This window comes from Halalkalibacter krulwichiae (assembly GCF_002109385.1).
GTDB classification, from domain to species: Bacteria; Bacillota; Bacilli; order Bacillales; family Bacillaceae_D; genus Halalkalibacter; species Halalkalibacter krulwichiae.
Genome location: NZ_CP020814.1, coordinates 275,628 through 291,524, shown reverse-complemented (window position 1 = coordinate 291,524; position 15,897 = coordinate 275,628). Strand labels below are relative to the sequence as shown.

Annotated in this window: 9 protein-coding genes and 2 pseudogenes; 1 reads left to right on the top strand and 10 read right to left on the bottom strand. The window is 35.9% G+C overall.

Translation table 11 applies throughout. The features are described from left to right. Positions 1 to 427 precede the first annotated feature (427 nt). Entirely contained in the window at positions 428 to 2,119 is a 1,692-nt protein-coding gene (locus BkAM31D_RS01560) for an RNA-binding domain-containing protein (protein ID WP_066158600.1), read from the bottom strand. Positions 2,120 to 2,347: 228 nt separating this feature from the next. Continuing rightward, positions 2,348 to 4,696, bottom strand: a complete 2,349-nt coding sequence (locus tag BkAM31D_RS01555; protein ID WP_066158599.1) for a TOTE conflict system archaeo-eukaryotic primase domain-containing protein — start codon at positions 4,694 to 4,696, stop codon at positions 2,348 to 2,350. Positions 4,697 to 4,876: 180 nt separating this feature from the next. Here BkAM31D_RS01555 and BkAM31D_RS01550 point away from each other — a divergent pair, with 180 nt between their 5' ends. After that, positions 4,877 to 5,155 (top strand): hypothetical protein, encoded by a 279-nt coding sequence (locus BkAM31D_RS01550; protein ID WP_235820539.1) that lies wholly within the window; start codon positions 4,877 to 4,879, stop codon positions 5,153 to 5,155. Positions 5,156 to 5,439: 284 nt separating this feature from the next. Here the strand turns inward: BkAM31D_RS01550 and ppc are convergent. The 8 genes and pseudogenes from ppc to BkAM31D_RS01510 form a co-directional block, all read right to left on the bottom strand. Next, positions 5,440 to 8,197: pseudogene (ppc, locus tag BkAM31D_RS01545) on the bottom strand (phosphoenolpyruvate carboxylase). A 34-nt stretch (positions 8,198 to 8,231) separates the two neighbouring features. Beyond that, positions 8,232 to 9,387, bottom strand: a pseudogene (locus tag BkAM31D_RS01540) (glycerate kinase). Positions 9,388 to 9,401: 14 nt separating this feature from the next. Then, positions 9,402 to 10,256: an AEC family transporter gene (locus BkAM31D_RS01535; RefSeq protein WP_157108271.1), complete on the bottom strand. Its 855-nt coding sequence runs from the start codon at positions 10,254 to 10,256 to the stop codon at positions 9,402 to 9,404. Positions 10,257 to 10,376: 120 nt separating this feature from the next. Next, entirely contained in the window at positions 10,377 to 11,354 is a 978-nt protein-coding gene (locus tag BkAM31D_RS01530) for a 2-hydroxyacid dehydrogenase (protein ID WP_066158596.1), read from the bottom strand. After that, positions 11,351 to 12,028: an RraA family protein gene (locus tag BkAM31D_RS01525; protein ID WP_066158595.1), complete on the bottom strand. Its 678-nt coding sequence runs from the start codon at positions 12,026 to 12,028 to the stop codon at positions 11,351 to 11,353. The genes BkAM31D_RS01530 and BkAM31D_RS01525 overlap by 4 nt, the downstream gene beginning before the upstream one ends. A gap of 84 nt (positions 12,029 to 12,112) precedes the next feature. Then, a complete protein-coding gene (locus tag BkAM31D_RS01520) occupies positions 12,113 to 13,576 on the bottom strand; it encodes an aldehyde dehydrogenase family protein (protein ID WP_084372421.1) in 1,464 nt (487 codons plus the stop codon). 18 nt (positions 13,577 to 13,594) lie between these two features. Beyond that, the gene (locus BkAM31D_RS01515) at positions 13,595 to 14,755 is read right to left on the bottom strand and encodes an iron-containing alcohol dehydrogenase (protein WP_066158593.1); all 1,161 of its coding nucleotides are present in this window, start codon (positions 14,753 to 14,755) and stop codon (positions 13,595 to 13,597) included. Next, a complete protein-coding gene (locus BkAM31D_RS01510; protein WP_066158592.1) occupies positions 14,752 to 15,822 on the bottom strand; it encodes an Ldh family oxidoreductase in 1,071 nt (356 codons plus the stop codon). The genes BkAM31D_RS01515 and BkAM31D_RS01510 overlap by 4 nt, the downstream gene beginning before the upstream one ends. Between the last annotated feature and the right edge of the window lie 75 nt (positions 15,823 to 15,897).

The window sequence follows — 15,897 nt, the reverse complement described above, 5'->3', positions numbered from 1 at the left end:
AAAAGCTTCTCAAAAGTTTAATAAACTAATGAGAAGCCTCTTCTTTATAGTTAGCATTTTGTTAGCAAAACACTACCAAAATCCTTTTAAATCAAGGGTTTGAGGGGCAAATTACATCATGCCGCCCCTATGGTGGGAGTGTATATTATCTTTAACGTGATGTGCGTAGAGTCCGATATATCAAGGTTTTTCTAAATTCTTACTGTAACATCTTTAACGGGAATATATTGTTTTTCACTGGATTGCGTTAGCAAAATGTTAGCAACACTTTTTTGGGTCAAAGGACTGTAATAGATGTTATGATTTTTTATGTGAATAATTCTATTTTTTGTCCTTATTTTGTCCTTATTTTGTCCCTATTTTCCTAATTGGTACTTTATTCATTAAGGAGTTAATTCCAATAATGTCCCCTTTTGTCCCTATTTTATTAAGGAGAATAAATATATTTGGTTCCAGCTCCCTTTCCAACAATCTTAACACCATCTGGTTCCAATTCTTTTACCAAACGTTGTACTTGCTTTTGGTTCATCCCTGTTAATTGCCTTATTTCCTTATTAGTTAAACTTCGATCTGTTTTTAATATAGACAATATGCGAATTTTCACTGCTTCCTTATCCAAAATTTGCTGACGTTCATATTGCAATTCACCTTTTAATAATTTATATGCACTTCGTGAAAGAGTAAAGTACCTCCCTTTTCCACGTCCAATTGATTCTAATAAATTAAATTCATTTTGCATCTTACTAAGTAATTCACGCGCTTGCTCCATACTCCTTTGAGCAACTTCGGCAGCTATAGAAGTGTCAATTTCTTCATGTCTAATTAAATATTGCAGTATAAGCAGATGATCAACATCAATGTGGTTTTTTTCCTGTGCCATATGATTAATTAAGTTTTTGAAATCCTTGTTTAATGGAGAAGATATAAAGGTAAGCTCAATGTTACTGCCAACTTCTCTATATATCGGTGGTTCTTTCCCCTCAATTAATAGCGAACGAAATATCCTTGAAACACCCAGATTTGAACGGTTGACTAGTTTTAATCTATCTAACAAATCCATTAAATGATTATTCCTCGCTACTGGAGGGTGGTGGAGAATATTTTTAGGTGTAATACCACCAACAAACTCTCCTGGATTAGTTAGTATTAGCTTATCTTTATATTGCTTCAACATAATAGTTCCATTCATTCGATAATCCCTATGACCAAATGCATTAAGCAAAGCTTCTCTTAAAGCAATTGTTGGATATGTACTAAACTCTGGATGCACAAGTCCAGATTCTACAGTAACCATTGGATTATCGACAGCTATATACCGTTCCAATTCATACAGTGCTACCGGAATAGCATGAGTTCCGTCATCTCGGTGAGAATAATCAGTATCACTAATCATCTTTCTAAACGACCATTTGTATTGTGGAATATATTTTGAAATAGCTTCAGGCTTTCCAACAAGTAGTAGGGCGCCTTTAGTAAGAAAGTTTTCCTTTAACGCTCCGATAGACCTCAATAAATCTTCATCAGATAACGTCAAAAGGCTTTCATCAACCCTTTCTCTAGACATAATTTCCCGGACGCGCTCCATTGCTGAATGTGAAAATAGACTTTGCCAATCCTCGTGGATTATTTCATCAGTAAAATCCATCTGTGTTGAAGTATCCATCATTTTACGCCTTAAAGACCCTGTATAAGGAATACAATCCTTTCCCTGTCTTATCGTTGCAGAACCATCAGTCGTAGTGTAAGGAGGCATACCTGGAAATACATTCATCAACAGTAAGCGTGTTGAGCCTTCTGGTACTGTTATATCTTCAAAAACTGGTGTTAGGTGCGGATCAGTTTTTTCATATATCCTTTTTTGAAATATTGTAGTATCTACGTCTTCGGGAACACCTAATATAGCATTAGATCTTCCTTTAACTTTATCTGCTACACCAAATACAACACTACCGCCTCCACCGTTTGCCATACATACTGCCATTTTTAACATTAACTTAATGTTGTCATCAAAACTTCTTGTTATCCATTGCTTAAAATCTAATTGTTGTGATTCAAGTTCATCAGCTATACTTGTTTCTAACTTATCTAGCAGTATCTGTACTTCTTCTTTGGATATCATAAAATTTCACCTCCATGTATAAATGAAATTTGACCCCTATTTACTTAAAGAAACTGTAACTCATTATTAATTACAGTATCATTATAACTCAATAAGTCATTAAAAGTTTTATCTAACATTTTATATGATCCTTCTATTAATATTTCACTTTGGAGTTATTATTTATAATAATTAGAATTATTATAATCACTGTTAAATTGTTTATATCAATTTATATATCTAAAACTACTAGAATAATTGAATTTGTTGGCTTTTCTCTTTGTTCTCACCTAGACTATAACCTATATTTTTATATCCCTTTAATCGTTTTTCAAACATTCTCTCTAGTACATCAATGTTCGAATCTACATAATCGAACACTTTCACTTCACTTTTGCTACTATGATTACGGTGAAGCCGTCCTACATACTGTTGTAATGTTCCTTTCCAAGAGATTGGCATTGTTAGAAAGAGTGTATCTAATCTCGAATCATCAAACCCTTCTCCAACATATTTTCCAGTTGCAATTAACAATCTCTCCTCACTATCAGGTAATTTAATTAACCTTTCTAGCGCTTGTTGCCGTTCTTTCTTCTTCATAGCTCCTGAAAGGATAATAATATTTTTAGCAAATCCTTTGAAAAGCTCATATAGCTCATTTATATGGTCTAAACGTTCCGTTAACACGATAGGAGAGCGTTTTTCATCTAGAGCTTGTAGAACATCGTTAAAAATCAGATCGTTTCGTTCCTTATTAGTAGATAACAAGGAATATATAGCTTGTATATCGGTTTCATTCGTATACATTAATGTTTCTCTTTTAACAAGGGTTTGTTTAAACGGTCGAATATTGGCTTGCTGTTTATTATTCGTTTTATATCTTATAGGTCCACATTGCATAAATATTATTGGATGCAAACCATCTTTCCTAACTGGGGTTGCTGTTAAACCATACACTCTCTTCGCTCGGACGGCTCTTAATACCTTTTCAAAACTGACGGCAGAAATGTGATGACATTCATCCACGATAATTTGCCCGTAATGATGTAACTCAGGTTTTATTAAGCCATTATGATTAAGCGATTGAATAGTAGATATATCTATGTTATAGGTTGGTTTATTTTTCCCACCACCAATTTGACCAATTTCTTTTACTGGAATGTTTAAAAAAGTTGATAATCTCTCTTTCCATTGTTCAACTAATTGTGTCCGATGCACAATTATGAGCGTATTGGTTTCATTTCTACTAATTAATGCCGCAGCTGTCACCGTTTTTCCAAAACCAGTATCTGCTGCTAATACTCCATTGTCATGATTAGACATAGATGTAACAGCGTCCTCTTGTTGGGTAGTAAGTTGACCATAAAATTTAGCATCAATAGACTTTCCTACGAATTGATTGTTTAGTATTGTTAGAGATATTTTATATTTAGAGAAGATTTCCTTCACCTTTTCTAATAAACCTCTTGGTAATATGAGCATATTGTCATCAATCTGTGTACAATCAATCATTCTAGGAATTCGATGAGTGGAATAACGCTTTGCTTGCGCTTTGAAAAACTCTGGATTTCCAAATGTCGCAAGTTTTTGTAATTCATTCAGTATCTTACTTGGTAATAAATTCTTCAGAATTTGAATGCCATGATTTAGTTCAATAGTAACTTCTTTTGGCAAGTTAATATTCTCAACTTTCTCATTTACCTTTATAGAGCTTTCTTCCTTGGAGAAGTTTGTTACTATTTGTAAAATGTTTTTTTCAGATATCCTTTTTATCGACGATAGATATTGCCATTGATCTTCAAATTCCTGAAATGATTCATTTACAAAGACACTATTCCCTTTCATTTTTGCTTGCTTCTGTAATGGGAGAGCTATCAAATTACCAAAACCACCTTTAGGTAATAGATCTTGGTTAGGGAACATTCTATCAAAGGAATCCATGCCAACTTCAAAGCGTTTTTCACTTGTTTTTGATAATAGAATCACTCCAAATTTTCTAGCTAACGAAGCGCTTATTTCCTTTTCAAAAAAGAACCAAATATGAGCGCCTTCTCCTGAGCGAGAACGTTCGATATGATATGGTAACCCTAAATTTTTACACGTTTCAATAAATGCACGTACATCATCTTTCCATTGCTTCTTATCAAAGTCCACAGCTAGAAAATGACATGTATTATTTTCTAGTAAAGGATAAATTCCTATAGTTTTTATGCCACTTAAATGTTCGTAAATAACTTGGGAAGTTAAGGGACTCAATAGGCGGTGGGAACAATCCTGACATTTAATTTTAGGTTTTCGACAAAGCTCTTTATCCCACTCATTTTTACATGCAGGTGAATAACCAGATTTACCTGTAGTACTTGATTCCCACCTTTGAGCAAAAACATCAGACCTTCCTCGAAAAAGGTTCATAAATAGTGAAATTGCTGCTTTTTCTTTAGGAGTAAAATCAGTCGCTGTTTTCTTTATATTAGATGTTGGGCTATAAAATGTATTACGATCTTTTACTTTATAGAGATACTTTTTTAATTGAATATTTTCTTTTTTAAGTCTATCAATCTCTTTTAAAGCAGACCTGAGCTGTTCTTGAATATCCATAAGGCTACTCCAATCGTAAATATCTTTAACTCTAGTTTAGCCAAGAAACCATTTATTTAACAGTCTAATCCTTCATAATAATTTTACTAAGTATAGTTTGTGCCAAAGGCGGCAATAGAGTAATTTTAGTAGCGAGATTATACTAAAAGAGTTGAATTTTTTTTAAGGAGAATGTTTATTGTGAGTAAGAAAAAGAAGAAAAAGAGCATTGTTGAGGAAACAGAAGACTTTGACATTTGTGTTTTATATTGCAAAGACTGTAATTATACATTTGAGATGGATTGGGAAACATTTTTTACAATACAAGAATGTACTCATGGATATGTAGGATTTCATCTAGATGATGTAATGATTGAATGCCCTAAATGTCATAAGTTCATTTCAAATATTACCAATGATGACCATCATCTTACAGATACAAAAAAAACCAAAACAAAATATAACAATAGAAGAGAATGAGTTTCCTTTTTAGAATGTTCATCTACAATAATTGGTATATAAATGTAGCCATATGGATCATCATCAACATGATTCATCATTAACTTAAACTTTGTCACTTAGTTGGTCAAGATATCCAAGTAACATTCTAAATTGATCATTTGTATATCCCATTCTTAATCCCGCTGTATGCAAAAAGTGCGGTATATTAAGGTTTTGCTAAATTCTTACTGTAATATCTTTAACGGGATTTTACTGTTTTTCATTTTATTGCGTTAGCAAAATGTTAGCCAAACAGCGCTAACTCATCCAGTATTTCGCAGCCCTGCCGCAATTCCATTTATGGTTAATAGCAAATAGCACTTCAGTTAAGAGCTCATCATCCTTGTCCGCTGAATCACGCATTTTCTTAATCAATTCTACTTGTAAAAAATTTAGTGGATCGACGTATGGGTTTCGTAAATGAACGGATTCTTGAATCGTCGGTGTGTGATCCAGTAATTTTTCATTACCTGAAACGGCTAACAAAATATCCTTTGTTTCATTATATTCCTCAACAATATTTTGATAAATACGCTCACCATTTTTTTGATCTTCGACTAACTTTGCATACTCCTTAGCCGTTGTTAAATCAGCTTTCAAGAGTGCCATTTGAAGATTATTAATCGTTGAATGGAAAAACGGCCACTCCTCGTACATGCTCTGTAAAAGTTTTAAATTCTCCTCACTTTTTGAAGCAAAGGCTTTTAGTCCAGTGCCTGCTGCGTACCAAGCAGGGATTAACTGTCGACATTGCGTCCATGCAAACACCCAGGGAATGGCACGCAAGTTTTCAAATTGATTACTATCCTTACGCTTCATAGGGCGCGATCCGATATTAAGGTCCGCTAATTCTTCTAGAGGCGTCACCTGATTGAAATAGGTTAAGAAATCTTGATCTTCAAAAGCGAGAGATTGATATTTTTTAAGTGCGTGTGCTGAAATGTCCTCCATCGCTTCTTCCCATGCTTCTTCCCTAAAGTGATTTTCCTCAGATGTTTTCGATACGTGTGCCGATGTTTCTAGCAAAGTCGAAGCTGCCTGTTCTAGACTTCGATAAGCAATATCCTCTAACAAATAACGTGAAGATAGCACTTCTCCTTGTTCGGTAATTTTCACACCATCCCCTAACGTTTCCGCAGGCTGTGATAATATACTACGATTCAGTGGGCCACCTCCGCGACCTAATGAACCTCCACGACCATGGAAAAACTTCAAGCGAATGTTGTATTCCTTTGCCATATCGTGAATTTCTTGCTGAGCTTTGTATAGCTTCCAGTTCGCCGTTAAGGTGCCTCCATCCTTACTTCCATCCGAATAACCTAGCATGACTTCCTGATGGTTTCCACGTTGTTCGAGATGAGCCCGATACACATCCATCGTAAATAATTTCTTCATGATTTTCGGGCCAGCGACTAAATCATCAACCGTTTCAAGTAAAGGGGCCACCGTCAACTTACTAACAACACTGCCATCCTTATTTTTACGATAGATCCCTACTTCCTTAGCAAGAACGAGAACTTCTAATAGATCACTAGCCGATTGGGTCATACTTACAAGGTATACTTCGATTGATCGATGCCCAAATTCTTCGTGGGCTTTTTTAATCATTTTAAATACATCAATGACACTTTGCGTTTCAGTTGAATAGTCATGCTCAAACAATAATAATGGTCTTGGATCCTCTAGCGCACGTTCAAGAACATCCAATTTTTCTTTTTCAGATAGAGATAAATAGTCTTCTGATAAATTGACTGCTTTTAAAATTTCCGCAATCGCTGATTCATGCTCTCCACTATGGTTTCGAATATCTAAAGACGCTAAATGAAACCCAAACAACTGCACTTGACGTATGACTTTGTGTAGCGTTTTTAACTTGTGCTGTGCAGGCTGATGTTTAGCGGCACTATTTTTAACGAGTAATAAATCATGATAGAGTTCTTCAGAAGAGTGATAGCCAATGTCTGTCTTTCCAACTTCACGTAAACGTTTAAGAATGACTTTAAACTTTCGACGATATACATCAGTCTCGATTGACCACGCTTCTCCTTTTTCAAGATAGAGATTTTCGTCTTTTTCTACGGACTTAAATAATTCTTCGCTCACTTCTACACGTGCCGTTGACTGACTAAAGCGTCTCATTAAATCGACAATTGCTTCATCGTACTTTTTAATGACAAGCTGTCTATGTTTTTTCAGCGTCTCCCAAGAAACATCAGGCGTTACAAATGGATTTCCATCACGGTCTCCACCAATCCATGAACCAAAACGCAGGAAATTTGGAACACTCCATTTCGTTTTTGGGTAGTGGTTTTCAAGTTGGTTTTCTAACTCTTGATGGATGTCTGGCAACACATCAAATAGGGTTTGGTCAAAATAATAAAGACCATTTTTCACTTCATCCAAAACTGTTGGCTTACGGTCTCTTAATTCATTTGTTTGCCACAAGGATGTGATCTCATTGAACAAGCTCTCATCCAATTTTTCTTGTTCTTTTCTCGTTAACACTCCATGATCGAATTCTTTTAAAATTAATAGAATTCGCTTTTGTGTTTCAAGTATGGTTCTCTTTGTTGCCTCCGTCGGATGTGCAGTAATCACTAATTCCAGAGATAAATTTCCTAAAACACGTTGAATAACATCTTCAGCTATTTCATTTTCTTTAAGATTCGATACGGCTTGTTCAAGAGAAAATGGTTGAACCACATCATCTCCCTGAAGCTGATACTGACGCCGGCGTCGAATTCGTTGGTTTTGTTCGGCAATATTAACAAGGTGAAAATAAATTGAAAATGCTCTAATCACTTGTTGACGCATTGGAGGTTTAAGGCTTTTAATGTCTTCTTTTAATTGTTTATATGGTTCTTCATTAAAATTATCACGTAGTTTCCTAGTTCTATTTCGTATTGATTCAACTGTATTTAGTAGTTCAATACCACCATGGTGAACAAGAATTTCTCCAAGAATATTACCCAATTTCTTAACATCATTTCTTAAAAGAGAACTGTTGTCTGTAACTATCACCTGTTAACCTCCTAAACACTTTACATTATATATATTAGAGTAATAAAGGAATATATTTACCTGTCAAATAACTTATATAATTCCATAACGTTTTTACAGTTTCTTCCATTAAACGATCAGTATTCTCGATTGCGACCTCTAATGACTGGGGTTTATCCATGATACTAAAAAAAGCGCAGATCCCATGCTTTTCTAAATTTTCATGCCCTTGATCCAAACTGCCTGAAATACAAATGACTGGAACACCATGCTTCTTTGCTCTTAAGCCTACTCCCATAGGCGCTTTACCATAGCTTGTTTGAATATCTGTTTTCCCTTCCCCTGTTATGACGAGGTCAGCTTTTTTCACTTCATTTTCAAAATCGATTAAATCTAAAATAATATCAATGCCAGGTTTCAGCTTAGCTTGTAAAAAAGCAATCAATCCCCACCTAAACCACCAGCAGCTCCTGAACCTGGAAAGTCTCGAATACTGATTGATAGCTGCTCCTTTATTTTTGATGCATAATGGCTTAATGATCGATCAAGGTGCTCCACCATTTCAGGGGTTGCTCCTTTTTGTGGGCCAAAAACGGCCGATGCACCGGTTGAACCGCATAGTGGATTAGTTACATCACTAGCAACAATGATCTCGGTTTCATAAATTCTTTTGTCTATGTGCTCAATACATATTTTATCTAATTCTTGAAGATAACCTCCGCCCGGGGCAAGCTCATCTCCATCCGCATTAAGAAACCTAACTCCCAGAGCTGATGCCATTCCTGCACCACCATCGTTGGTAGCACTTCCTCCTATGCCTAAAATGATTTTCTTACACCCTGCATCAAGAGCACACTTTATCAACTCTCCTGTACCATAGGTAGTAGCATTCAGAGGATCTAAACGATCTTTCTGAATTAGTGTAAGGCCCGATGCTTCTGCCATTTCTATAATTGCAGTCTTCCCGTCTCCTAACCTCCCCCACTTTGCTAAAACAGGATTACCTAGAGGCCCTGGACTTCCTCAGTTAAAAAGCTACCATTTGTACCATTAACGAGAGCATCAACAGTACCTTCCCCTCCATCCCCTAAAGGTAAAAGCTTCGTATGGGCATGAGGAAGAACTTGTTGAATTCCTGATTGAATACACTTTGAGACTTCAAAAGCTGACAAACTCCCTTTATATGAATCTGGAGAAATAATGATTTTCATAATTTTTCAGCTTCTTAAGAAAATAATACTTGAACGTAATAAATAACTCCGGTCATTGTAAATACACTAAATATCGTGGAAGACAATACAATTTGTGAAGAAAACTCAGGCTCATTATCATATTCTATTTCTAATAAAACAACGTTTAAAGCTGTAGGAACAGCACTTGAAATAATGAGTACTTGGGCAACAACCCCTGACAAATCCATACTATATACAATGAAAAATGCTATTAGAGGGGAAAGAATTAACCTCATACCATTAACATAAAAAATTTGCCCAACATTAAACTTCCAATTTATATTTCCAAGCTGAATGCCTAATGTAAGTAATGCAAGTGCAATAAATCCATCTACTATATAATCTAATGGTTGAATAATTGGTTGAGGCAATGGAATTCCTGTTAAATGGAAAGCTAATCCTAATAGTACGGCATAAACAACAGGGAGGTTTAGTAGTTCTATACAGAGTTCTTGTTTAGATTTTTTCTTTGAATTTATCGTTAACATTCCTAAGGTAAAGGGTAGCAATGTTTGAACTAAAACTATAATTACTTGAGTCGAGAAAGCTAAGGAGTTACCCGGAAAAACCAATAAAATAAGAGGAATGCCATAATTGCCACTATTATAAAATAAAACACTATTAAAAATAGTAGGTATTTTCTTTGGTTCTATCTTCCTCATTTTAATGTTTATAAACACGATAAAGGTTAAGATGGAATATAAAATTAGAATAAATAAGATAATATCACTTAATACACTAAAGGAAATATTAATTCGATATAACTCTATAAAAACTAATACAGGAATATAAATACTAAATAATAATTTCGAAAAAATTTTTACATCAAAATGATATTTCTTTTGCAAGATGATTCCGATACCCACCAAAATAAACAGTGGTAAAATATTTGAATATAGAATGTGCAGGAATATAGACAAAACTCTTCCTCTTTCTAAAAAAGAATCAAAGGGACCCTTTGATTCTCTTTAATTTATATCTATCTCATTTACAAGATAGGTGGGCTTCTTCCCTTGTAGAGCGTGTAGTAAATGCTCTGCAGCCATGTTAGCCATCTTGGTTCTTGTTTTCTTACTAGCACTACCAATGTGAGGTAACACTACAACATTAGGTAAAGTCAGAAGTGGATGATCAAGAGAGACTGGCTCATCCTCAAATACATCTAGACCAGCAGCCCATATTTTCTCTTCCTTCAGAGCCTGATATAACGCATCCTCATTGACAATTCCGCCCCTTGATGTATTAATCAGAACTGCCGTATTCTTCATTAATTCTAATTCAAGTGTATCAATTAAATTGTGTGTCTCCGGACTATACGGTGTTAACACAACAACATAGTCTGATTCCTTTAAAAGTGTTTCTTTATCAACAAAAGTTAGATCAAATTCTTGTTCCGCTTCTATCTTTCGGCTGCGATTGTGGTAAAGTACATTCATGCCAAAACCGTTTGCTCTTCTTGCTACAGCTTCACCAATCCGACCTAATCCAATATTCCCTAATGTAGCACCATATATATCCTGACCCGTTAATTGCATCGGAGACCATGTCTGCCATTTCCCATCTCTCAAATAATCAGAAGACTCTATTAATCTACGTGCTGTTGCCATAAGAAGTGCAAACGTCAGGTCCGCTGTTGTTTCAGTTAATACACCTGGTGTATTAGTGACCATCACACCTTTTTCTGTTGCAGCTTGAACATCAATGTTATTGTAACCAACCGCCATATTGCTAATTACTTTCAAGTTTTTTGCTAGGCTTAGGAGCTCTTCATCGATAGATTCTGTTAGCAAACAATATATTCCATCTACATCAACGATCTCTTTTTTTAATACTTCACGTGGAACAGGTTGATCCTCTTCATTCCACATAGTGACTTCACATGTTTCTTTGATTTTTTCTAATGCTTCATTTGGGATTTTTCTTGTGATATAAACTTTTGGCTTCAAACCCCTTCACACCCTTTTTTTCTTAATACTTCATCTACCCAAGAACGATCCACTGTTCCATCCTCAATTGCATCCATCGTTTTATTTTCCATTTCCATTGTACCCCGCACTTTATCTGCTATAGCTTCAGTATGCTCTTGAGGAACAATGACGATACCATCCATATCTCCTACAACCAGATCACCAGGATTAACGACCACGCCTGCTAATTGAATAGGGACATTAATTTCACCAGGGCCATCTTTATACGGTCCACGATGAATCACACCTTTTGCATACATCGGATAATTCATTTCTTTGATTTCTTTTGAGTCACGAATCGCTCCATTTATAATAAACCCTTCAATCCCATTCTTTTTCGCAATCCTAACCATTATTTCACCCATAATAGCATTTGTAACGTCACCACCAGCATCTACCACTATAACATCTCCTGGCTCAGCCATATCAATCGCTTTATGCACAAGTAAATTATCTCCTGGTCTAGTTTTTACAGTAAATGCTGAACCGACTAATTTTCCTTCTGTATGAATAGGACGAATTGATGAGTCAACACTATTTAATCGATTCATATTATCAGAAATGTGAGGGGTTACAAATTCACGGTACTCGTCAATAATTTGTTTTGGTACTCTATTTTCTAAAGGTAAAACACGAAAACCAATATTATTCATCTGTATTTACTCTCCTTTATTTCTAAAACCGGTTTCCGAAACCGGTTTTAGAAATATTTAAAATTTTTTATTATTTAAACCTTATTAACGATGTTGAATATAAGTTACTTTTAATTCTGTATAAAAGTCTTTGTTTGTACCACCAATTGAATATGGCCCTAAACCTGAATTTTTAACGCCACCAAATGGCATATGCCCTTCACTTACTGTTCCATTGTTAATATGAACCATTCCTGATTCCACATCTTCCATATATCGATAAGCAAGATTCATGTCATCAGTGAAAACAGATGATGTTAATCCATATTCTGTATCATTACTTACCTTGATCGCTTCTTCAAAGGAAGATACTCGAATAATAATAAGTACTGGCCCGAAAATTTCTTCTTTTGCAACAACCATATCTGGTGTAACTCCAGAAATAATTGTAGGTTCAAAATAGTAACCATTCTCAAACTGGCCTTCTGTAAGGCTACGTCCACCTAAGACGATGTTTGCCCCCTCTTTTTTAGCCGTTTCCATATAATCAACGAGGGTTTGGCGAGCACTTTCACTAATCACTGGCCCAATTTTTGTTTCAGATTCTAACCCATTACCAACTTTTAAAGCACTAGCCTTTTCAACAATTAACTTTTCTAATTCATCAGCATGTTTGTCAAGTACGATTACACGACCGATTGCTGTACAACGTTGTCCAGCGTTACCGTAGCAACCACCGACGATTTGTGTTGTTGCACCTTCTAAATCACTGTAGTCTGCGACAACAGCAGGGTTATTCCCACCTAGTTCTAATTGAACTTTTGTAAAATTCTTCGCTGCAGTTGCATTAATATTACGTCCTACTTGTGTTGACCCTGTAAATGATACCCCTTTTACTAATGGATGCCCAACAAGCGCATCTCCTACTTTTCTTCCTCTACCGATCACTAAATTAACTGTTCCTGCTGGTAGACCTGCTTCTTCTAGCAATTCTGTAATAATTAAAGAAGTTAATGGTGTATCAGTTGCCGGCTTTAGTACAACAGTACATCCACATACAAGTGCAGGAATGACTTTTCTAAGTGGTGTTAATACTGGGAAGTTCCATGGTGTAATTGCAGCAACAACTCCAATTGGAACTCTAACTGCCATGTTAATAACGCCTCTACGATCACTAGGCAATGTCGTGCCATCCAGACGAACCGCTTCACCTGCGACAAAACGCATTTCACTAACTCCACGAGTTGCTTCAGTTAACGCTTCCTGTAACGGTTTACCTTGTTCCTTGCATAGAGCATTTGCTAATCGTTCTTTGTTCTGATCTAATAATTCTATAAAACGGTATACATACGCTGCTCTTTCTGAAGCGGGAACCTTTCTCCAACTATCAAATGCTTGATTTGCACTTTGCACTGCTTTATCTACATCAGCTTCGGTAGACAATGGGAATTTCCCTACAACTTCATTTTTGTCTGCTGGATTCGTCACTTCATACACTTCTTTTGAACTACCTTCTACCCATTCACCGTTAATAAAGTTTTTATACACTGCTGTTGTTATCATTGTCATTTTACATCCGCTCCTTTATTATAATGATTTCCTAACGATTTCTTTCAGATCTTCTAAAGATGGTTTACGAGGATTAACAAGAACATTATCACTACCAATTGCACCTTCAGCAATATAATCAAGATCTTCTTCGGTAACTCCAAACTCCGCAAATCCTGCAGGGATACCTGCATCTTGGTTTAATTTTTTAATCGCCTTAACAGATAACTCGGCTGCTTCATATAATGATAAGCCTTCTGTATTTTCTCCAAAAATTTCAGCAATTTCTTTAAATGCCTCTGGATTACCGATTATGTTAAACTCCATGACTTGCGGAAGCAAAATCGCATTCGCAATTCCGTGAGGAACTTTAAATTTTGCGCCTAATGGCATACATAAAGCATGAGCAAGGCCTAAACGTGTTGGGTTAAAAGCAGTCGCTGCAATTGTGCTAGCTAACAACATATCGTAACGTGCTTCTAAATTATCTCCTTGATGAACTGCCTTACGAAGGCTCTTAAAAATTAATCGCATACTTTCTCTTGATAATGCTTGTGAAATTGGTTGAGTTGCTTTATTTACAAATGACTCTAGCGCATGTGTAAGTGCATCTACACCTGTTGCAGCTGTCATTAAGCCTGGTAATGATGTCGTTAAATTAGGATCACACAATGCCATTGTGGGAGCAATTGATTTTCCACCAATACCAAACTTTCGATTATTATCTTTATCTGAAATAACAGTCCAAATTGTTACTTCACTACCTGTTCCTGAAGTTGTTGGAATACAAATTGTTGGTACGCTTGGATTAGGTACATTGTTTAATCCGGCATAATCAATAATATCACCATCATTATTAAGCATAATTGCAACAGCCTTGGCCGCATCTAGTGCACTACCTCCACCAATTCCAACTATTAAATCAGCACCAAACTCTTTTGCTTTTTCAGTAGCATTACGGATTGTTTTCACATCTGGTTCTCTTTCGATGTCCCAAAATGTATCAAACGAAATATCAGCATCGATTTGCTTTATCAATTTATCTAAAATTCCAGCATCTTTTACCCCAGGATCAGTAATGACTAACACTCTATTCCCTTGTAAGCCTCTTACCTTTTGCGATAGTTGCTCTATCGAATTAATACCGAATACAATTTCTGTAGGAAGCTCATAACTAAATACTCGACTTAATAAATTCATCGTAAATCTCTCCTATTTTGTAGTTTGAAATTATCAATAGAAACTCCAACTTCTTCTCCTACAAGCTTTATAGACTCGTACACCTCCTTACCAAGGTGAATTCCATTGTTAAGACGCTCTTGTTCAGTGTTCAGTTCAATTTCTCCAGGCAAGAAAATTTCTTCTACACCTACCGCCTTTGGAGAAGACTTTATTTCATCAATCATTTGATCTACTCTCATTTTAAAGTGCTCTGCTGGCATAAAGCGGTTAACGTCAATCAGCTGAAAAAAATGCCCAACATTTTGTGGTTTATCAAAGTCTCCATAAATATTATTGATATGTGGACCAAAACCTGCACCTGTTAAAACTCCACTCATAATATCCATCATTAACGAGATAGCATATCCTTTTGGTCCTGCAAAAGGCAGTACCGTTCCTTCTAAAGCTTCTTTTGCATTCGTAGTAGGGCGACCTTCTTTATCAATAGCCCAACCTAATGGGATATCCTCATCTCTTTGCTCCGCAGAAATTATTTTTCCTCTAGCAACAACACTTGTTGCCATATCAAAAATAATTGGCTTATTTTTTTGCGCTGGTACCCCAAAGGCAAATGGATTCGTACCTAAATATGGCTGAATTCCACCAAAAGGTGCCATAGTAGATGGAGCATTTGACATTGCATAGGCAATCATGTCATGCTTTAATGCTTGCTGAATAAAGAACGCACCTGTTCCAAAGTGGGTAGAGTTTTTTACACCAATATAAACGGCACCATTCTTCTTAGCTTTCTCTACTCCTAATTCAATTGCTTTAGTACCAACGATTTGTCCCATACCATCATTACCATCAATTAAAAGCGTAGCATCACTTTCCTGTTCAACTTGAACATTTGGGTTGGGTGTAACAGCTCCAGTTTGAAGCCTCTTTACATAAATTGGTAGTCTAGTGACACCATGAGAATCAACACCACGAAGGTTTGCTGAAATCAAGCTTTCTGCGACAATTCGTCCATTTTCTTCTGTTAACCCAACTGCCTTCAATACATCACAAATATAAGACTTTAAAAACTCAGTGCTATATTTCATTAACTTCATCCTCTCCTTTAGCTAGTTTAAGTGTATTTACCGATAATCAATACTAATTGTCCCCATTACATGGCA

Bases quoted from the DNA above. Each gene is read 5' to 3' on its own strand.
- BkAM31D_RS01560 (WP_066158600.1), bottom strand. From the start codon at position 2,119: ATGATATCCAAAGAAGAAGTACAGATACTGCTAGATAAGTTAGAAACA.
- BkAM31D_RS01555 (WP_066158599.1), bottom strand. From the start codon at position 4,696: ATGGATATTCAAGAACAGCTCAGGTCTGCTTTAAAAGAGATTGATAGA.
- BkAM31D_RS01525 (WP_066158595.1), bottom strand. From the start codon at position 12,028: ATGAATAATATTGGTTTTCGTGTTTTACCTTTAGAAAATAGAGTACCA.
- BkAM31D_RS01520 (WP_084372421.1), bottom strand. From the start codon at position 13,576: ATGACAATGATAACAACAGCAGTGTATAAAAACTTTATTAACGGTGAA.
- BkAM31D_RS01515 (WP_066158593.1), bottom strand. From the start codon at position 14,755: ATGAATTTATTAAGTCGAGTATTTAGTTATGAGCTTCCTACAGAAATT.
- BkAM31D_RS01510 (WP_066158592.1), bottom strand. From the start codon at position 15,822: ATGAAATATAGCACTGAGTTTTTAAAGTCTTATATTTGTGATGTATTG.